16 protein-coding genes are annotated in these 20,945 nt (G+C 55.7%); 14 read left to right on the forward strand and 2 right to left on the reverse strand.

Annotated elements, in window-relative coordinates; genetic code table 11:
* Positions 1-79 precede the first annotated feature (79 nt).
* The 7 genes from argJ to PKO01S_RS29780 all read left to right on the forward strand — a co-directional run bounded on the left by argJ (position 80) and on the right by PKO01S_RS29780 (position 7,840).
* Entirely contained in the window at positions 80-1,303 is a 1,224-nt protein-coding gene (gene argJ, locus PKO01S_RS14655; protein WP_127532097.1) for a bifunctional ornithine acetyltransferase/N-acetylglutamate synthase, read from the forward strand.
* Positions 1,304-1,330: 27 nt separating this feature from the next.
* Positions 1,331-2,116 (forward strand): acetylglutamate kinase, encoded by a 786-nt coding sequence (gene argB / locus PKO01S_RS14660; protein ID WP_127532098.1) that lies wholly within the window; start codon positions 1,331-1,333, stop codon positions 2,114-2,116.
* Between the two features lie 38 nt (positions 2,117-2,154).
* Positions 2,155-3,372, forward strand: coding sequence for an acetylornithine transaminase (locus tag PKO01S_RS14665; protein ID WP_246070585.1), 1,218 nt, complete (start codon positions 2,155-2,157; stop codon positions 3,370-3,372).
* A 51-nt stretch (positions 3,373-3,423) separates the two neighbouring features.
* Positions 3,424-4,380: an ornithine carbamoyltransferase gene (gene argF / locus PKO01S_RS14670; protein ID WP_127532099.1), complete on the forward strand. Its 957-nt coding sequence runs from the start codon at positions 3,424-3,426 to the stop codon at positions 4,378-4,380.
* A gap of 96 nt (positions 4,381-4,476) precedes the next feature.
* On the forward strand, positions 4,477-5,712 hold the full coding sequence (locus PKO01S_RS14675; protein ID WP_127532100.1) for an argininosuccinate synthase: 1,236 nt from the start codon (positions 4,477-4,479) through the stop codon (positions 5,710-5,712).
* A 156-nt stretch (positions 5,713-5,868) separates the two neighbouring features.
* Entirely contained in the window at positions 5,869-7,284 is a 1,416-nt protein-coding gene (gene argH / locus PKO01S_RS14680) for an argininosuccinate lyase (protein ID WP_127532101.1), read from the forward strand.
* A gap of 472 nt (positions 7,285-7,756) precedes the next feature.
* Complete coding sequence (locus PKO01S_RS29780; RefSeq protein WP_407669653.1) at positions 7,757-7,840, forward strand: putative holin-like toxin; 84 nt, start codon at positions 7,757-7,759, stop codon at positions 7,838-7,840.
* Positions 7,841-8,497: 657 nt separating this feature from the next.
* On the opposite strand, the gene PKO01S_RS14685 is transcribed toward PKO01S_RS29780, so the two are convergent.
* Entirely contained in the window at positions 8,498-9,967 is a 1,470-nt protein-coding gene (locus PKO01S_RS14685; RefSeq protein WP_127532102.1) for a VanW family protein, read from the reverse strand.
* 156 nt (positions 9,968-10,123) lie between these two features.
* Entirely contained in the window at positions 10,124-10,990 is an 867-nt protein-coding gene (locus PKO01S_RS14690; RefSeq protein WP_127532103.1) for a hypothetical protein, read from the reverse strand.
* 300 nt (positions 10,991-11,290) lie between these two features.
* Between PKO01S_RS14690 and ftsE the strand changes: the two genes are divergently transcribed.
* The 7 genes from ftsE (at position 11,291) to PKO01S_RS14725 (ending at position 20,930) form a co-directional block, all read left to right on the forward strand.
* The gene (ftsE, locus tag PKO01S_RS14695; protein ID WP_127532104.1) at positions 11,291-11,977 is read left to right on the forward strand and encodes a cell division ATP-binding protein FtsE; all 687 of its coding nucleotides are present in this window, start codon (positions 11,291-11,293) and stop codon (positions 11,975-11,977) included.
* On the forward strand, positions 11,967-12,884 hold the full coding sequence (gene ftsX, locus PKO01S_RS14700) for a permease-like cell division protein FtsX (RefSeq protein ID WP_127532105.1): 918 nt from the start codon (positions 11,967-11,969) through the stop codon (positions 12,882-12,884). The genes ftsE and ftsX overlap by 11 nt, the downstream gene beginning before the upstream one ends.
* Positions 12,885-12,890: 6 nt before the next feature.
* Positions 12,891-14,111: a murein hydrolase activator EnvC family protein gene (locus PKO01S_RS14705; RefSeq protein WP_246070586.1), complete on the forward strand. Its 1,221-nt coding sequence runs from the start codon at positions 12,891-12,893 to the stop codon at positions 14,109-14,111.
* 200 nt (positions 14,112-14,311) lie between these two features.
* The gene (locus PKO01S_RS14710) at positions 14,312-15,781 is read left to right on the forward strand and encodes a S41 family peptidase (protein ID WP_127532107.1); all 1,470 of its coding nucleotides are present in this window, start codon (positions 14,312-14,314) and stop codon (positions 15,779-15,781) included.
* Positions 15,782-16,040: 259 nt separating this feature from the next.
* Positions 16,041-17,543: a PDZ domain-containing protein gene (locus PKO01S_RS14715; protein WP_164779614.1), complete on the forward strand. Its 1,503-nt coding sequence runs from the start codon at positions 16,041-16,043 to the stop codon at positions 17,541-17,543.
* 143 nt (positions 17,544-17,686) lie between these two features.
* On the forward strand, positions 17,687-19,876 hold the full coding sequence (locus tag PKO01S_RS14720; protein WP_127532108.1) for an alpha-galactosidase: 2,190 nt from the start codon (positions 17,687-17,689) through the stop codon (positions 19,874-19,876).
* Between the two features lie 592 nt (positions 19,877-20,468).
* Entirely contained in the window at positions 20,469-20,930 is a 462-nt protein-coding gene (locus tag PKO01S_RS14725) for a MarR family winged helix-turn-helix transcriptional regulator (protein WP_127532109.1), read from the forward strand.
* The last annotated feature ends 15 nt before the right edge of the window (positions 20,931-20,945 follow it).

Raw genomic sequence — 20,945 nt, forward strand, 5'->3', positions numbered from 1 at the left:
GACAACAGCGATCGGAAGAACGTATCGCACGCGCAGCGGACCTTAACTGTTACAAACATTCCAAAGGAGAAGAAGAACGATGTCTCAATTTCAGATTGTAGCGGACGGCTCCGTTACTACGCCTCGCGGCTTCCAAGCAGGCGGCTTGCACTGCGGTCTCAAAAAAACGACGCGCCACGACCTGGGCGCTATTATATGTGAAGTGCCGGCATCGGCAGCCGGCGTCTACACGACGAACGCGTTCCAAGCGGCGCCGATTCTTGTTACGAAGAACAGCATCGGCGAAGAAGGGCTGCTGCGCGGCGTTATCGTCAATAGCGGCAACGCCAACGCTTGCACCGGCAAGCAGGGCGAGGCGGACGCATACGAGATGCGCGCGAAATTCGCAGAAGCGATCGGCGTTCCGGCCGTGCATATCGCAGTCGCATCGACTGGCGTCATCGGCGAGAACCTGAAGATGGACCGCGTACGCAGCGGCATCGAGCAGCTTCCGGCGAAGCTGTCCGCGGACAATGCGGGAGCGAACGATTTTAACCAAGCGATTCTGACGACTGACCTCGTTGAGAAGACGGCTTGCGTGAAGCTTGAGCTCAATGGCAAAACGGTACATATCGCAGGCGCGGCTAAAGGCTCCGGCATGATTCATCCGAACATGGCGACGATGCTCGGCTTTGTCACGACGGACGCTAATATCGGCAGCGCAGAGCTGACGCAACTGCTTCGTCAAGCGACGGATCTGTCGTTCAACATGATCACGGTCGACGGCGACACGAGCACGAACGATATGCTCGTTGCCATGGCGAGCGGTCTCGCAGGCAACGAAGCGCTGACCCCAGCGCATGAAGGCTGGGCTGCTTTCGCAGCGGGTCTTCGTCATGTGTGCGAGGTGCTGGCGAAAGCGATCGCGCGTGACGGCGAAGGGGCGACGAAGCTCGTTGAAGTCCAGGTGCGCGGCGCGGTGAGCGACGACTCTGCCCAAGCGATTGCGAAGACGGTCATCGGCTCCTCGCTCGTGAAGTCGGCCGTATTCGGCGCAGACGCGAACTGGGGCCGCATTATCGCGGCGGTCGGACGCGCGGGCCAGCCGGTCAATGTGGACACGGTCGACATTCGCCTCGGCGATATCGTCACGCTGGAGCAATCCCGTCCGATCAGCTTCGACGAGGATGCTGCGCTTGAATACTTGAAGGGCGACACGGTCGTCATTCACGTCGACCTGCATAACGGCGAAGGCTCGGCAACGGCTTGGGGCTGCGATTTGACCTATGACTATGTCCGCATAAACGCGGCATACCGGACATAAGCGAAGGGCGAAGGAGAACGGACGAATATGGATCAACGGTTTGTTATGAAATGCGGCGGCAGCACGCTCGCGGCGCTGCCGGACAGCTTTTTTGCGGAGCTGAAGGAACTTCAGCAGTCGGGCGTCCGTCCGGTCATCGTTCACGGCGGAGGTCCGGCGATTAACGATACGCTCGGCAAGCTCGGCATCGAGACGGAGTTCGTGAACGGCTTGCGCAAGACGAGCGACGAAGTGCTCGACGTGGTCGAGATGGTGCTGGCAGGACGGATCAACAAGGAAATCGTACGCAAAATCAGCCTGAACGGCGCCAAAGCGCTCGGCTTGTCCGGCGTCGACGGCAAGCTGATTCAAGCGAAGCCGGTGGCGAACAGCCATGAGGTCGGCTTCGTCGGAGACGTGACGGACGTGAACGCGGCTATCATCGAAGGCGTTATGACGATGGGCTACATTCCGGTTATCGCTCCAATCGGCATCGACGATGCCGCGCAGCGGTACAATATCAATGCAGATACGGCGGCCGGTGCGGTTGCTTCGCATCTTGGCGTTGAGCGGATGATTGTTGTTACAGACGTGCCGGGCATCCTGAAAACGGTGGACGGCGAGAAGCAAGTGCTGCCGACCGTTACGGTGGCAGAGATCGAAGAGATGATCGCAAGCGGCGAGATCTACGGCGGCATGATTCCGAAGGTTCGCGCAGCGATCCAGTGTATTCAAGGCCGCGTAAGCGAAGTTGTCATCGTCAAAGGCGAGGAGCCCGGCGTTCTGACGCGGGCTGTGCTTGAGGGCGGTATCGGCACGCGCATTGTGCGTTAAGCTATATTTTGCTAGGGCAAGTGAGAGGGGTAATGGAGATGAGCGAAGCGGTGAAACAATCGGCAGCTCAGAACGGACAGACGGGAGCGGGCGAAGCCCTGCTGCCGACGTATGCCAGATTTCCAATTTCGCTGGTGAAGGGCGAAGGAAGCTGGGTGTGGGACGATCAAGGCAAGAAATACCTTGATTTCATCAGCGGCATTGCCGTAACGAACTTGGGCCATGCGCCGAAGCGGGTAAAGGAAGCGCTTGTGAAGCAGCTCGATGAGCTGTGGCACGTATCGAACCTGTTCCGCATTCCGAATCAGGAGGATGCAGCCCGTCTTATTACGGCGAACAGCGCGGCTGATGCGGTATTCTTCTGCAACTCCGGTGCGGAAGCGAACGAAGCGGCGATCAAGCTGGCGCGCCGTTATCAGCAGATCGTGCTGGGCAACGGGCGCTACGAGATCGTGACGTTCGCGCATTCGTTCCATGGACGGACGCTCGCGACACTGACGGCGACAGGTCAAGAGAAAGTGAAGGAAGGGTTCGCTCCTTTGCCGGAGGGCTTCAACTACATTCCTCTGCATGACCTCGCGGCGCTTGAAGCGGCTGTTACGGATAAGACAGCAGCGGTTATGCTGGAGCTTGTGCAGGCGGAAGGCGGCGTTTTCCCGGTTGATCCGGCATACTTGCACCGTCTCGTGAAGCTGTGCCGCGAACGCGGCGCATTGCTCATCATCGACGAGATTCAGACGGGCATGGGCCGTACGGGCAAATTGTTCGCGCATGAGCATTATGGCATTGAACCGGACATTTTCACACTGGCGAAGGGGCTCGGAAGCGGCTTCCCAGTCGGCGCCATGGCAGCGAAGGAACCGCTTCGCGCGGCATTCGGCCCAGGCAGCCACGGTTCGACGTTCGGCGGTACGCCGATCGCGACGGCAGCGGTGAAGGCGACGATTGAGACGATCATGGAAGAGAACCTGCCGGAACGTGCAGCGAAGCAAGGTGAATATTTGATGAGCCAACTTCGTGCGAAGGTTGCTCATAATGATTTTGTGAAGGACGTACGCGGTCTCGGCCTGCTGATCGGCATCGAGTGCGCAGAACCGGTAGGGCCGATCATTGCGGAAGCGCAGCAGAAGGGCTTGCTCGTGCTGTCTGCCGGTCCGAATGTGCTTCGTTTGCTGCCGAATCTGCTCGTGTCCACAGAAGAAATCGACCAAGCGGTTGCGATTTTGGCGGAGCTGCTTAACAAGCGTCTGAAATAGATATCGTATCGACAGCAATAGCTCATTGCTGACGCAATAGGAGGTATAGCTATGCAGCATACATTGAACGAAGAATTGGCCGTATCGCTCAAAGGACGGGACTTTCTCGCCCTGGCTGACTACTCCCCGGAGGAAGTCCGTTACCTGATCGATCTGGCGATCGACATCAAGAAGAAGCAGAAGGCCGGCGAAGTATATCAACCGCTGAAGGGCAAAACGCTCGGCATGGTGTTCGAGAAATCGTCGACGCGTACGCGCGTATCGTTCGAAGTCGGGATTTATCAGCTTGGCGGCCAAGGGCTGTTCCTTTCCCGGAACGACCTTCAAATCGGCCGCGGCGAGCCGATCTGGGATACGGGCCAAGTGCTGTCCCGTTACCTCGACGGCATCATGATCCGTACGTTCGCGCACAAGATCGTGATCGATCTGGCGCGCAGCTCGACGGTACCGGTCATTAACGGCTTGACGGATGCAGCTCACCCTTGCCAAGCGCTGTGCGACTACCAGACGATTCTGGAGCACAAAGGCAAGCTTGAAGGGTTGAAAATCGCCTACATCGGCGACGGCAACAACATGACGCACTCGCTGCTCATGGGCGCGGCTAAGCTGGGCATGAACATGTCCGTGGCTTCGCCGGAAGGCTATGAAGCAGATCCGGATATCGTCGCACAGACGAAAGCGGTCGCTTCCGCAACGGGCTCTGTCATCCAAATGTGCCGCGATCCGAGAGAAGCAATCGAAGGCGCGGACATCGTCTACTCCGACGTATGGGCGAGCATGGGCTTCGAGGCGGAACAGAAGGAGCGCGAGATCGCGTTCGCGAACTTCCAAGTCAACGAAGAGCTCGTGAAGTACGCGAAGAAAGACTATCTGTTCATGCACTGCCTGCCGGCGCACCGCGGAGAAGAAGTCAGCGAAGGCGTCATCGACGGCGCGCATTCGATCATTTATGATCAGGCGGAGAACCGCCTGCATGCGCAGAAAGCGATTATGGCTGCCATTATGTAAGAGGCAATTGGCTGACGCAGGCGCAGCCTCGTGAGTAGCGCCTGCGAGCCGGTTGAAATCATATACCATATCGATTATAGAGGAGCGTTACCAATCATGGCGAAACAAAAAATCGTCCTTGCCTACTCGGGCGGACTGGACACTTCGGTAATTTTGAAATGGCTCAAAGAAACGTACGATGCTGAAATCATTACGTTCACGGCTGACATCGGCCAACGCGATGAGCTCGACGGCCTTGAGGCCAAAGCACTCGCAACGGGCGCTTCGAAAGTATACATCGACGATCTGCAAGACGAGTTCGCGAAGGACTTCATCTACCCGATGTTCCAAGCGGGTGCGCTGTATGAAGGCCAATACCTGCTCGGCACGTCGATCGCTCGTCCGCTGATCGCGAAGCGCATGGTTGACATCGCGCGCGCTGAAGGCGCAACGGCAATCGCGCACGGCGCAACGGGCAAAGGCAACGACCAAGTTCGTTTCGAGCTGACGGCTGCGGCACTTGCACCGGAGATCGAAGTGATCGCTCCTTGGCGCAGCGAGCAGTTCCGCAACGAGTTCCCTGGCCGCGCAGAGATGATCGCTTACGCTGAGAAGCATGGCATTCCGGTAACGGCATCGGCTGCCAAGCCGTACTCGACGGACCGCAACCTGCTGCACATCAGCTTCGAGAGCGGCATGCTCGAAGATCCTTGGTTCGATCCAAGTGCGGATTCGTGCAAAGATATGTACGTACTGAGCGTATCCCCTGAGGATGCTCCAGACCAATCCGAATACGTTGAGCTGACGTTCGAGCAAGGCAACTGCGTAGCGGTGAACGGCGAGAAGCTGAGCCCGCTCGGCGTTATGGACAAGCTGAACGAGCTGGGCGGCAAGCACGGCATCGGCCGCGTCGACATGGTTGAGAACCGCTTCGTTGGCATGAAGAGCCGCGGCGTATACGAGACGCCAGGCGGTACGATTCTGTTCACGGCTCACCGCAAAATGGAGTCGCTCACGATGGACCGCGACGTCATGCATCTGCGCGACGGCCTGATCTCGAAATACGCTACGCTCGTCTACAACGGCTTCTGGTTCGCACCTGAACGTCTTGCGCTGCAAGCGCTCGTGACGGAAAGCCAGAAGAACGTAACGGGTGTCGTTCGCCTGAAGCTGTACAAAGGCAACGTCATCGGCGCTGGCGTACAAAGCCCAGTGAGCCTGTACAACCCGGACATCGCGACGATGGAAGCGGATCCTTCCCAAGCGTACAACCAAGACGACGCAACGGGCTTCATCCGCCTGAACGCGCTCCGTCTGAAAGTCGGAACCGGCGTAACACAGAACAAACAATAAGTTTGAAACCGCTAGGGGGCGCGGACGGCTCGATGGAGTCTCAACCGCTTCCCTTTCGCGAATGACATAGACGCAACCGTGGAAATAAGGGTCTTTTTCCGGACTCTTATTTCTGTGTATAAAGGGCGTCAATATTTGTAGAGGAGTGTTACGAGAGTGAGCAAATTGTGGGGCGGACGTTTTACGAAGAAAACGGACCAACTGGTAGAGGAATACACAGCTTCGATCACGTTCGATAAAGAACTGGCAGAAGAGGACGTGCAAGGCAGCTTGGCGCACGTTACGATGCTTGGCAAACAAGGCATTCTCCCTGATGCGGACGTTGAGACGATCAAGGACGGCTTGCATCGTGTCCTTCAGCGCATCAAACGCGGCGACTGGGAGTATGAAATTGCGGATGAAGACATCCACATGAATATCGAGAAAGCGCTGATCGACGATGTCGGTCCGGTAGGCGGCAAGCTGCATACGGGACGGAGCCGGAACGACCAAGTCGCGACGGACATGCATCTGTACCTGCGCAAGCGCGTCGTTGAGTTCGTTGACCTGCTGCACAAGCTGCAATCGGCACTTCTTGAGCAAGCGAAAGCGAACCTCGACACGATCGTGCCGGGCTACACGCATTTGCAGCGTGCGCAGCCGATTCTGTTCGCGCATCATCTGATGGCGTACGTCTCGATGTTCGGCCGCGATGCGGAGCGTCTGCAAGACAGCTACAAGCGCGTCAACATGCTGCCGCTTGGCGCTGGCGCATTGGCAGGTACGACGTTCCCAATCGACCGGCATTTCGTTGCGAAGCAGCTTGGCTTCGACCGCGTATACGAGAACAGCCTTGACGCTGTCAGCGACCGCGACTTCATTCTCGAGTTCTTGTCGCATGCTTCGATCATCATGATGCACCTGTCCCGCCTGTCGGAGGAACTTATCCTCTGGTCGAGCACGGAGTTCCGTTTCGTCGAGCTGGACGATGCATTCTGCACGGGCAGCAGCATTATGCCGCAGAAGAAAAATCCGGACGTTCCGGAGCTTGTCCGCGGCAAGACGGGCCGTGTGTACGGCAACCTGATCGGCCTGCTGACGGTGCTCAAGTCGCTGCCGCTCGCGTACAACAAGGACATGCAGGAAGACAAGGAAGGCATGTTCGATACGGTTCGTACGCTTCAAGGCGCGCTTCAGCTGTTCGCTCCGATGATCGCGACGATGAAGGTCAACAAGGACATTATGCGCCAAGCGGTCAACCAGGACTTCTCGAACGCGACCGACATCGCCGACTTCCTCGTGGGCAAAGGCTTGCCTTTCCGCCAAGCGCATGAAGTCATCGGCAAGACGGTGCTCTACTGTATCCAGCAGGGCAAATATTTGCTCGACCTGACGCTGGAAGAGTTCAAGCAGTTCTCGCCGCTGTTCGACGACCGCATCTACGCGGTGCTGCAGCCGGAGAACGTCGTCAACGCCCGCAACGTATACGGCGGTACGGCGACGCCGCAAGTAAGCGAAGCGATCTCGCGCGCTCAGGTTGAGCTCGAAGCTACTGCTGCTTGGGTGACGGAATTCGCGGAGAAAAGCCGTTAATTGTTGAGGAAGTTAACAAGTTAGCACATAAAATAAGAAGCGCTTTGCCATTGCGGCAAAGCGTTTTTTGTTAGATGAGAAAACCTTTGACCATTGCGGCAAAAAGTTTGTTGTATACATAACGCTTTGTACGCGTTGGCAAAACGGTTGTCCTATTGTATACAAAACGTTTTGTCCGCGTCGGCAAAGCGTTTGTCTGTTGTATACAATACGCTTTATCCGCGTCGGCAAAGCGTGGCTCTTGTCTCTTGTTGTATACAATACACTCAGCCCGAGCAGGCGACAGAGCGAAGCTCTTCAGAACTTCGAGCCGGGCTTACAGACGCCTGCTTGAGCATAGGCGTCTATTTGAACTATTTTAGCGAACGTATGTTCCCTTATTGGATGAATGTTGCTATAATTGTAGAACAGTCTAGCAGGACAGCGAACTCTCCCGGCGCCAAGGCTGAGGCCCTCGAAAGGGGGTGGAAGGATGGAAGTATACCAAGCATTAACGCTCATGGTATCGTTCGCAATGCTCGTTGTGACGCTGCTGGCCTTTCATAAAAAGAAATAGACCGCCTCCCTGGAAGGTAGCGGTCTATCGAGTGCACAAGTGCCCAGCGGAAACCGCCGTTATAACGGTTAGCTGTCTTGAAGGAGCGGTCTGGCCACCGCTCCTTTTCTCTAGGTTCATTGTATCATGCTGCCGGTTCGCTGTCAGCCAGCGGTACAGTGAAGCGTTCGTTGTATTCCATACAACTGAATCGCTTCAAAGTGAGGTACATGCCTTCCTTCATTGCACTCCGTGCAATGGAATTCGTACGCTTGGAGCAGATAAGGCTGCTTTCGGCGGCACATATTTTTTTATCGTTGTACAAAATGCAACGAACCGCAGCCGATTGGGTTGCGGTTCGTTGTTTCGTTGTATGAATTGCAATACTTCCATATAGGAAGTGGCGATGTGGGGCCGCCGATAGATTAAAGGGGTTTAGTTTAGTTAAGTTTAGTTAAGTTTAGTTAAGTCAAGTCGGGTTGAGTTAGGTCAGGCCAGGTTATGTCAAGTCAAGCCGGGTCAACTCAAGTCACTCGGGTCACTTAGGTCACTCAGATCACTCAGGTTACTCAGTTCACTAAAGTCACTCAGGTCCACTCAAGTCCACTCAAGTCCACTCAAGTCCACTCAACTCACTCAACTCACTCAACTCACTCAACTCACTCAACTCAGGCTCCACTACGCCCCAATGCCGTCCTCAATAATTGGCTCATTCGGCTCCGCTGGTGTGCCTGGGCCTTTCCCGTCGTCCACTTTAACGCCCTTGCCGACGCTGATAAGCGTTGGCTCGGCTTTGTATGTGTCGCGGGAGATCCGCTTGCGGGATACTTCTGCGCCGTCCTTGTACATCGTACGGTACGTCTCGACGATGTAGCCCGGTTTGCCCTGCTGTACGACGAGTCGTCCGCCATCCGGGAGTTGGGAGTTCACCGTTTCCTTCACGGGGGGTTCAAGTGTGCTTACCGTCTTCGATTCGATATCGTAGCGCACGTTGTCTGGCATCGTGCCGAACAGCTTAACCGTCAGCTTCTTGCTCTCTACGACGGTACGAATAATAAGATACTTGCCGGTTGTGTTGCGGAAGCGGAAATTGATGCCGCCTTCGGAGAACGTCGCGTCCTGGCCGATCGGGAGGTAGCTGACTGGAATGGAGTGGTTGCGCCGCTCGACGATGTCGATGCCAACGCGGAGTACGGCGTTATACAGGGTGCTTGACACCTGGCAGATCCCGCCGCCAATGCCGGGTACGAGCTTGCCGTTCTGAATGACCGGCGCTTCGCGGTATCCGAAGTTTTTCTCCGTTGCTTTGACGATCTTGCTGTAGTCGAATACTTCGTCAGGCGCAAGTTCTACATCGTTCAAGCTCTTTGCTGTTGCCGTTACGTTAAAGGCGCGGCCTTCGGCGCTCGTCGTGAAGTCGGTCGTGAACGACATGATCATCCGGTCGATGCCTTCCGCCTTCAGTTTCTCCAGCGTGACTGCCGGCTCCACGACTTTGATCGGCAAGGCTGCTTCAACCTTGCGCTGCGCCGTATCCCGAATCTGTTCCGCTGTAGCAGGCGTCTCGGATTGCAGATTCCGGACGCTTTCATCGATCTTCCCCTGGAGCGTCTCGACATCGATTCGATAAGCGACCTGATGCGGCGTATAGACGACACGGTCATTGTCCGTAATGATGCGTTGGGCATCCGTGGCGGCGCTGCTGTCCACCCAACCCCATTGGTTGCGGATTTCTTTATCGATTAAGGCCGAGTCGGACGAATAATGGATGTTCAATGTTTTCTCGAATGACTGGCGATAGCGGGCACGCTCGATGACGCCACCGGAGCGCAGTTTCTCGATTGCTTCCTTAGCTTCGGATACATCGGCCGAATAGCCGAGTTCCTTCAATGTCCAAGAATGGCTGTCGCCCTCGGCGCCGGCATCGTTGGCGGTTACGATGGCGTGCTGCTGTCCCCAGCTTACGGCGTACTGAGACAGCAGGGAGGAGGCGTTGTCGATGTCCAAGCCGCCGATCGGAATGCCGCCTGCCGTCGTTCCCTCCGGAACGGTCGAATCGTTCGCATACATCCAAGCTGCTCCCCAACCGATCGAGCCAAGCAATAGCAAGCCGATCAATACGATAAAAGCGATATGAATCCGTTTCATCCTTATCCAGCTCCTCCTTATAATCCCCCGAGAACAGAATGAATTTCTCGCTTACGGCTTGCCCGTTCTTATATGCTATGCTCGGAACACGCCCGAACTTGCCCGGAAGTCCACAAAATATGCCTTTGAGACTACGACCGAACCCTCCCGGCGGCCCTAGACCGGCGCGATGTAGCGGCTTCCCCCGTCAACCTCGGCGAATTGGCGTCCTTGCTGCTTGAGCACGAAGATGGCGTTAGACTCCGTCCCGTACCATTCCAGTCCGATTGCGTAGCCTTTAGCAGATTTGGCAGCCGTTATGAGCCGGAAGTGGGAGGCGCGGATTTGTCCGCCGTCGTCGACCCGCCAGATCGAACTGCTATCGGGGTCCCATGCGCTTCCTTCCAACGTGTACAGAACGGTCGTGTTGGCGGTAACTAGAGCGATGGCAGCCAGCGCGGTGCCGTCTGAATGATCGTATTCGACAAGCGCAACGGCAGAGTTCTGCCCAATCGTACCGATTCGTTCGTGCTTGATGACTTTCCGGTGGCTCACCTTCTCGATTCGGGTGACGATTGCGGCTGACAGCTTCTCGGCATTGGCTGCTTTGTAGGAAGGGAAGGAGTAACCGGACCAGGCATCTTTTGATGTCAAAATGCAGCTGTCGTTCGGCTCCGCTTTCCTCTTTCCTTTGACCTGATACAGAGCGCCCTCATCATGATCGAAGTTCCACATGTTCTGGCGGTGATTGCTTTGTTCATCCTCTTGCTGGTAGCCGGCGCTCGCAATGGCGAGCTTCTCATTCGGGGTGCAGATCGCCTGTGTATACGGCTTGGCATTGTCCGTCTTCGCGATTAGTCCGAGCAACCTCGTGCCTTGTTGATCCGCATAGCCGACTGCGATTCGTTCTTTCGTCAGCTTATCTTCTGCCGTCTTCAGTGATGAACCATTCCCTGCTGCCAGCGCAGCAGCGCCGGACGCTCCGGCGAGCAGCGCAATCGTACAAACGGCGGCGATTCCCTTGGTGACCAATGACGATACCATGTCTTCAATCCTCCCAAACATTGAATGAACTTATAAACGTTTGGACGAACCTGGAAGTTACGCCAGCTAAGGCGAATGCGGTTAAAAAATTTGATAAAGACGGGACTTGCTCTGGTTAGTTGATCAGGCTCTATGAGGGGGCGCTTACATGAGCGCGGACTCGACTATATTCGCAGCGGGCATTTGTCGAATAAGTCTTGGATTAGAATTGTTAAAAAATGAGGAAAGCAACGAGTTTATAGAGGATTTCGCGCATTCCTGTCGAAATAGTAGCGTCGACAACTTACAGGATGTGATACCGTGATAGAAATGCAGGATATCTGGAAGACGTACGCTGACGGCACGCATGCGCTTCGCGGCGTCTCAGTCCGTATAGATCGTAACGATTTTGTATACCTTGTCGGACCTTCCGGCGCGGGCAAATCGACGTTCATGAAGCTCATTTACCGGGAGGAAGTCCCGACGAAAGGCCAAATTTCCGTTAACGGCTTTAACATAGGCAAGCTGAAGCCGCGCAAAATTCCGTATGTGCGCCGCAACATCGGCGTCATCTTTCAAGATTTCCGGCTGCTGCCGAAAATGTCAGTCTACGAAAATATCGCCTTCGCGATGGAAGTCATAGAGGCGCCGAAGAAGCTGATCCGCAAGCGGACGATGGAAGTGATCGAGCTTGTCGGTCTCAAAGGGAAGCACAACAGCTTACCGTCACAGCTGTCAGGCGGGGAGCAGCAACGCGTCGCAATCGCTCGCGCCATCATTAACAATCCGTCCGTTATCGTAGCGGACGAGCCTACCGGCAACCTGGACCCCGAGACGTCATGGGGCATCATGAACCTGCTCGAAGAGATCAACTTCCGGGGCGCTACAATTATCATGGCCACGCATAACCGGGAAATCGTCAACTCGCTTCGCAAGCGCGTCATCGCCATCGAGAGTGGTGCGATCGTACGCGATGAAGTAAGAGGGGAGTACGGTTATGAAATTTAGAACTTTTCTGAGACATATGCGGGAAGGGGTCAAAAATATCGCGCGCAACGGCTGGATGTCGTTCGCCTCGGTATCCTCTATTTTTATCTCGCTGTTTATTTTAGGTGTATTTGTATTGCTGTCGTTGAACGTTAGCAATTTTGCATCTCAAGTTGAGAGCCAAGTGCAAATTCGAGTATTTCTACAATTGAATGTCGATAAGGCAACCGTCGACCGGCTTAATAACGATATCGGCAACATGGCCGACGTGAAGACCGTCACATTCGTATCGAAGGATGAAGGGCTGGAACTGCTCCGCAAGAACTTAGGGGAAGACGGCGATTACTTGCTGGAAGGGTTCGACAAGACGAACAACCCGCTTCCGGATTCGTTCACGGTCGAAGTGTTCGAGCCGAAGACGATCGCGGACGTTGCGAAGCAGATCAAAGCGATCAATAACGCAGACGGCGCGAAGCCGATCATGAACGTGAAGTATGGACAAGGAACGGTCGAGAAGCTGTTCAAGGTGACGGACGTTGTCAGAACGATCGGCCTTGTGCTTGTCATCGGCCTGTCTGTTACGGCGATGTTCCTGATTTCCAATACGATTAAGATGACGATCATTCACCGCCGCCGGGAGATCGGCATTATGAAGCTGGTAGGCGCGACGAACGCGTTCATCCGCTGGCCGTTTTTTGTCGAGGGCGCGTTAATCGGATTCGGCTCCTCTTTGCTTACGGCAATCGTCCTGCTGTTCGGTTATTCGAAGCTGATTGAATCCACGCAGTTCGATCTTGGACTTGCGATGATTAAGCTCGTTCCGTTCGATGACGTTGCCTTTCTGTTGACTGCCGCTCTGGTTGGCCTCGGTACGCTGCTTGGCGTATGGGGCAGTACGATTTCGGTTCGCAAGTATTTGAAAGTGTAGGTGATCATGCAGGTGAAGAGGTCCGGAACTTGGAAAAAAACGGTCGCAGCGCTGCTGGCGCTGCTCGTGACGGTTGCCGTCTGGCAGACGAGGGCCGACGCTCCCGAAGCCGAAGCATCCTCCACAATCAGCGAGATCAACAAGCAATTGGAGAAAGTGAAGAAGCAAGCGCAGGAAGCGGCGTCGACGCGGCGCTCGGCTGAGCAGGAGAGCAAGGACGTGCTTGCGAAGAAGAATGAGGCAGCGCAGTCCGTGAACGACATTATGAAGCAGATGGACACGATCGGGCAGCAGCGCAACGGCGTTCAGAAGCAGATCGATCAGACGGAAGAAGATCTGATGGTTGCCGGCAAGGAGAAGGAAGAGGCAGAGGCGCGCGTTGTGGCGCGCAAGAAGATGCTCGATTCCCGCTTGCAGCTGATGTATCAGAATGGGGTTGTATCGTATCTTGACGTGCTGATGAGCTCGGCAAGCTTTACCGATTTCATCGACCGATTTGATGCGCTGCAGTCGATCGTTAATCAGGACAAGGATATTTTGGAGCAGCATAAGAAGGATAAGGCGCTCATCGTGCAGAAAGAAGCAGAGATCCAAGATAAATTCGAGGATCTCAAAGTGAAGTACGGGAAGCTCGAAGAATACGAAGCGATGCTGGAAGAGAAAGAGAAGACGAAGGAAAAGCTCGTCGCTCAATTGAATCAGAAGATGGCGGAGCTTGAGGATATCAGCGAAGAGCAGGAGAAGCTGATGCTCGAGCTGGCGCAGAAGACGGCAGATCTGGAGCGGAAGAAACGTGAGGCGCAGAAGAAGCAGACGGTGTTCTACACCGGCGGCAAGCTGGCCGTTCCGCTCAAAGACTCTTATCGAATCAGTGACGGCTTCGGCTACCGGATTCATCCTATCTATCATACGAGGAAGCTTCATGCCGGTATCGATATGGCAGCTCCTGCGGGCACGAATATTTATGCGGCCGAGTCGGGCGTCGTCATTACGGCGGGTTGGACGAACGGATACGGTTATACCGTTATTTTGGACCACGGCAACGGGCTGTGGACGCTGTACGGGCATATCCGCAAAGGCGGCATTAAAGTTAAAGTCGGCGAAAGCGTGAAACGCGGCGAGAAAATTGCCGAAGTCGGTTCGACAGGCAATTCGACGGGCAACCATTTGCATTTCGAAGTTCGCTTGAACGGAACGGCTAAAGACCCGAGCGGTTATTTGAAATAGACTTATGGCTGGCACGGCCTGTTCATGATAACGAATGCCGACGATCGGAGTCACGCGAGTGGCTCCTTTCGTTATATTCGCCTCCATTGGATCAAATAAAAAGGAAAGGCTTGTCATATACTACTCGTTGTGTTGCATGCGGCTGAGCAATGGAAGCGGCGGCATCAAGGTTGTAGAAGGACAGACAAGGTGGTGGCGATATGCATTTCAAATTGCGGACGGTCATAGCGTTCGTGGCCATGACGATGGCAGTCTCGGTTGTCGGGACGCTCATGGCGACGGAGAATTGGGTAATAAAACGGCTGGATGACGGAAGTTCGGCTTCGGGCGCGTCCGCTGCCGCGCAGGGCGGCTTGAGCGAGAAGGAATCGGCGAAGCTCGGTGCGGTCATGGATTTGATCGAGAGCAATTATTACAAGGACGTTGAGCGCAGCGAAGTCGTCAACGGCGCGATTTCCGGCATGATTGGCGCATTGGATGATCCTTATTCCGTCTATATGGAGAAGGAAACAGCGCGGCATTTTTCGGAAACGGTCGACGGATCTTTCACCGGCATTGGCGCTGAAGTGACGATGGAGAACGGCAAGGTCGTCGTCATCTCGGCGATCAAGGATTCTCCGGCGGAGCGGGCGGGTCTGCTTCCGAAGGACGTGCTGCTGTCGGTCAACGGCGTGAAGCTGGACGGGTTGAAGCTGAACGAAGCGGTGAACAAAATCCGCGGGCCGCGCGGTACGAAAGCGAAGCTGGAAATTCAGCGCACCGGCGTAGGCAAGACGATTCGGCTCGAGCTAGTGCGCGACGATATCGACGTGGAGACGGTCTATGCTTCGATGAAAGAGGGCGGAGTCGGACTGATTGAGATCCGGCAGTTCTCGATGAATACGGCGGACCGGTTCGCCGATGAGCTGAAGAAGCTCGAGGACCAAGGAATGAAGGGGCTCGTGATCGACGTTCGCAATAACCCGGGCGGCGTGCTGCCGGTCGTGGAGAAGGTCGTCGAGCCGTTTATTGCGAAGGGCAAGACGATTGTGCAGGTGGAGTCGCGCGACGGACAACGGCAAACGACAAAGTCGGAAGGCGAGGGACGCACCTACCCGATTGCAGTGCTTACGAATGAAGGAAGCGCGAGCGCTTCGGAGATTTTGGCTGGCGCTCTGCAGCAATCTGCCGGTGCGGTGCTGGTTGGCGAGAAGACGTTCGGCAAAGGAACGGTGCAAGTGTCGTTCAACAAGACGATCGGAGACGGCAGCATCGTGAAGATGACGATTGCCAAATGGCTGACTCCGAACGGCACATGGGTGCACGGCGCAGGCATGGAGCCTGACGTGAAGGTTGCACCGCCTGCCGTGTACAAAGCGGCTAGACTGTCGCGCGGCGAGACGCTGCGCAAGGATCAACTAGGTGAAGATGTGAAGAGCCTGCAGTTGATGCTTACGGCAGTCGGCTACAAGACGGACCGGATTGACGGCTATTTCAGCGAGAAGACGGAAAGTGCCGTGAAGCAGTATCAGCAGGCAGCCGGCTTGCCGGTGAACGGCACGGTCGATCTTGCGACGGCGGATACGTTGGAACGGGACGTGATTAAGTGGATCCGCGAGGAGCGCAACGACGTTCAGTTGAACAAAGCGCTTGGTATCGTGCGGGACAAATTGATGAAGGCGGCAAGCTAGCTGCCGGATATAGGGTGATGGAGGCAGCATGCCGCCATCGAGTGTGGGAAGAGCGCCGAGAGGCGCTCTTTTTTATATAGGTTCCGGCCTAGTTATCTTGCGTGGCCGGTATAGGTATGCAGGGAGACAGTTCGTGGCTCGTGCGGGCAGGAATATCGTTACAAATGTCGAAAATATAGAAAGTCGGTTCCATTCACACGGCGAATCGGTCTATTATCATTAGAGGATGACTTATCTTGAAGGCCGAAAGGATGATCAGATGGATGCGGTAAACGAATGGCTGCGTTTGATCGGAGACGGTGCGGTTCATGCGCTGGCGCAGCCGTTTTATTATATTGCGTTAATTGTTATTGCGGTTCTATATATACGCGGGACGACGATGGAACGAAGACTGTTCCATGTAAGGCTTCATGCTTGGCCGCTGCTGTTAGGGCGGACGATCGTTGCCGGTCTGGCGGTCGGACTGGTACTGTCAGGCTTATCCGTGCTGCTCGGCACCTCGTTGACAGCCGAAGCTGCGTTATGGCTGTGGGGGACGGCAGCGGTGCTGGCGCTGCTGCGGCTTCGTTATTTATGCTTCGCTTATGCGGCAGGCGTGTTGGCGCTGCTGCAATCGGCAATCGGTTTCACGACGCTGGAGGAGCGGGGCGGTTGGATCGGTGATGCGGCAGCTTCGCTGGCAGCAGTCGATATGCCGGCCGTGCTGCTGCTCGTCGCGCTTCTGCACGGGGCGGAAGCGCTGCTCGTGCGCCGGCAAGGTTCGAAGTTTGCAACGCCGTTATTCATGGAAGGCAAACGGGGCAAGCTGATCGGCGCGTATCGTATGCAGGGCTATTGGGCTGTTCCGCTACTGCTGCTCGTTCCGGCAAGCTCCGGCGGCGTGGAATTGCCATGGACGCCGCTGCTGCCGCTGTTGTCTGGCCAGTCTGCGGACGGCGGCGCTGCGGGTTGGTCGTTCGCGGCAGTGCCGATGATTATCGGCTTCACGGAATGGACAAGGTCGCAGCTTCCGGAGCGCAAGGCGCAGCATGCGGCGAAATCGCTGCTCTGGTATAGCCTCGCGGTTGCAGCGGCTGCACTGGCGGCCGCTTGGCTGCCGGCGCTGCTCCCGGTTGCGGCGCTTGTCGCGCTGCTCCTGCATGAGCTGCTCATCTGGTCGAGCGGGCGCAAGGAATCGGAAGGAACGCCGCTATTCGTTCATGACGGACGAGGGCTTATGGTGCTTGGCATCGTGCCGGGGACGCCAGCCGCTCATATGGGACTGCAGAGCGGCGAAATTTTGTACAAGGTCAACGGGATGAGAGTGAGGACGAAAGAAGAATTGTACGACGCGCTTCACCGCAACTCGGCGTTCTGCAAGCTGGAGGTTCTGAACCGGGAAGGCCATCAGCGGTTCGTGCAGCGGGCGCGTTATGCAGGCGAGCATCACCAGCTTGGCGTTATTCTTGCGCCGGACGACCGCGCGGAATATTATGTGGAGCCGGCTCCGGGCTCGTTGCTGGCACTGCTGTTTAGCGGACGTGCCGCGCATCGGCGGGAGGTTGGTTACGGAAATGGCGGCGGTACAGCCGCGATGGAGCAGGCGGCGGCGTTGGCGCTGCCATTGGGACAAGCCGAGCAGGCTGCAGCTGATTCGACGGAGTTGGACGGCTCTTCACGGTCTGGTGAACTGCAGGTTGGATCCGATGAAGCGAACGGCAGTAGTGTCTCCGGGACGGGAGATAGCGAGCCGTCGCTGCCGAGCCGTTCGCGCCGCAAGTAATCTGCGACTGGGCGGCTAGATTGGTGAGCTACATTTGTCCATATAGTCCCGAGAATCATCCATACTCAAATCGAAAAGGGAATGCCATAATGATTCATTATGAGCGTTCCTTTTTTGTATGGATCGAGAGGAGAAATGGACCATTGGCGATTCGATTTGATGCGAACAAACAACTCTTTCATCTGCAGACGGCTGCAACGAGCTATGCTTTTGAGCTTGTAGAAGGCAAATATCCTTCTCATGTATATTGGGGACGCCGCATTCGAGGCAATCAGCTGCATACGCTTGTCGAGCGTGCTGAGCGAGCCTCGTTCTCGCCGCACCCGGTGCCGGAACGGGGAAATATATCATTCGATACGATGCCACATGAATATCCGGGTTACGGCAACTCCGATTTCCGTACGCCGGCTTTCGAAGCACAATACGATAACGGCACAACGGTGACTGATCTTCGGTATGAATCGCATGAAATTATTCAAGGGAAGCCTGCGCTGCCGGGCTTGCCGGCGGTCTATGCGGAGTCGGACGATGAGGCAGAGACGCTTCGCGTCAAGCTGCGTGACAGCTTGTCCGGACTTGCGGTGACGTTAACTTATACGGTAATGGAATCGTTAAACGTGATTACGCGCTCGGCGTCGTTCTCGAACGAAGGAAGCGGGACGGTCTTGCTGCGCCGCGCATTGTCGATGAGTATTGATATGCCGGGCGATCGCTTCGACTTGCTTCATTTGTCGGGGGCATGGTCACGAGAGAGGGATGTGTACCGCAGTCCTCTGCGTCCCGGCATGCAGTCGATCGAGAGCCGAAGAGGCTCCAGCAGCCATATGCAAAACCCGTTCGTTGCTCTGCTCGAGCACGGCGCAACAGAAGACGCCGGCGATGTATACGGGGCAAGCTTCGTCTACAGCGGCAGCTTCCTTGCTGGCGTGGAAGTGGATCAATTCCGGACGTCGCGTCTGTTTATGGGGATCAATCCGTTCGACTTCGGCTGGCAGCTGGAAGCGGGAGAGACGTTCCAAACGCCGGAGACCGTCCTCGTCTATTCGCCTGACGGGCTTGGCGGCATGTCCCGGATTTATCATGAGCTGTATCGAACGCGGCTGTGCCGCGGCGCTTATCGCGATGCCGTGCGTCCCGTGCTTGTGAACAACTGGGAGGCAACGTATTTCGACTTCGACGCAGATAAGTTGGAAGCTATTGCGGCGGTCGGCAGCGAGCTGGGCATGGAGCTGTTCGTGCTGGACGACGGTTGGTTCGGCAAGCGCAACAGCGATACGAACTCGCTCGGAGACTGGTTCGTCAACAAGGAGAAGCTGCCGGGCGGCTTGCAGGATGTAGCGGGCCGGATCAATAAGCTCGGCATGCAGTTCGGTCTCTGGTTCGAACCGGAAATGGTATCGCCGGACAGCGAACTGTACCGTGCTCATCCGGACTGGTGCTTGCATGTGCCGGGCCGGTACCGGACGGAGGGGCGCCAACAATTGATTCTCGATGTGAGCCGCCCGGATGTGCAGCAGTATCTGATCGAGACGATTTCCGGCGTGCTTAGCAGCGCTCCTATTACGTATGTCAAATGGGATATGAACCGCAACATGACCGAGATCGGTTCCGCTCTTCTGCCGCCGGAGCGGCAGCGCGAGACGGCTCACCGCTATATGCTCGGACTGTACAGCGTGTTGGAGCAAATTACGTCGAGGTTCCCGAACGTGCTGTTCGAGAGTTGCTCGGGCGGCGGCGGCCGGTTCGATCCAGGGATGCTCTATTACATGCCTCAGACATGGACGAGCGATAATACGGATGCGATTTCACGCCTTCGCATTCAATATGGCACCAGCATCGTCTATCCAGCCAGTGCAATGGGGGCGCATATATCGGAGGTGCCGAACCATCAGGTCGGCCGGCTGACGTCGCTCCAGACGCGCGGACATGTTGCGATGTCGGGCAACTTCGGTTACGAGCTCGACCTCACCGAATTCACGGACGAAGACAAAGCGATTGTGCGCGATCAGATCGCGGAATACAAAACCATTCGTCCGCTCGTTCAGTTCGGCGACTTCTACCGCTTGCGCAGTCCGTTCGAGGGCAACGTGACGTCCTGGATGTTCGTTTCGAAGGACCGGACGGAATCGATGGTCGTATATGTGCAAGTATTGAATGAACCGAACGAGCCGCTTGGCCGTCTGAAGCTCAAAGGGCTTGACCCGTCGCGGAACTACCGCCTCGCAGGCACCGACCGCATATACGGGGGAGACGAGCTTATGTACGCGGGTATCGCTGCACCGCGTTTCCATGGCGATTTCGGCAGCGCACTGATTCGTTTTATCGCAGAATAATTGAATCGTTTCTATTGCAGTTGCAGCCGTCCCGCTCTGGGGCGGTTGTTTCTTATTGGAGCCGTGCTTTCGCTTCTCCCTCTTTTTGAAATGGACGAAATGCGGCTTCCCGGACTTTATCTCTCAAATCCTATCGTGCATCTGTTTTTCGTCTCTTTTCCTGGCGCCCGTGCGCGCTGCGCCTATACGCTGATTGCTTCCTCTTTTTCATGTACCGAACATCATCGGCTTTCTGATCCATGGCCCTTTCTCTTTTCCATGCGCCGAACATCGGCATCGCCGCTCCTTGCTTCCTTCCTCATTTGGCGTTCGCGTTTATGGCCTTTCGCAAGCCCGAAACCCATCTTTTACTCAACACAAGTCCTTGCTGCGTTCTCTATTTCTCTCGTATTGCTGCCGCTTTTTCGCAACTGTATTGCTGCTGTTTTTCAAGGAGCAACATGCGGCGCATTCGGCGTCCGTTCACATTTTGTTCGATTGACGATGGCTGGGCAAATTTGTTATAGTTCGATAGTGAAACTATTCTACAGTAAAACTGTTCGACAATCGAACAGCCTTCAAAAATGAATGATACAGAAAGGAGCGTGAGACGATGGACAGAGAGACGCTGCATCAGATGATCGACCGGTACATTGCGGCTTCCTTCACCGTGAACCGCAGACTGAACGCCTTAATTAAGGATATTGCGCCTGGTGAGATAACGCCTGACCAGTGCTCGGCATTACGTTATTTGCGAGAGAACGGACGGACGACTTCATCGGAGCTGGCAGACATTTTTTGCGTGGGCAAGAGTTCGATCACGGCCATAATCACCAGGCTGTCCGACAAAAAGTTAATCGACCGCATTCCCGACGAGAAGGACCGTCGCGTCAACTATTTGGTGCTGACGCCGGAAGGCGAGGAGATCACGAAGCTGTTCGACAGCAAGCTGGAGGAGCTGCTCGGTCATTATTTGGTTCACTTCGACTACAAGGAAGCACGAACGTTTATAGAGACCTTCGAGAAGTTGGCTGCCGTGCTTGTTCACACACAGGGGTCGCCGGAATCCAATTAGAATGGCGAAGGAAGG

Source organism: Paenibacillus kobensis NBRC 15729, from assembly GCF_004000825.1.
Classification (GTDB): Bacteria; Bacillota; Bacilli; order Paenibacillales; family Paenibacillaceae; genus Paenibacillus_T; species Paenibacillus_T kobensis.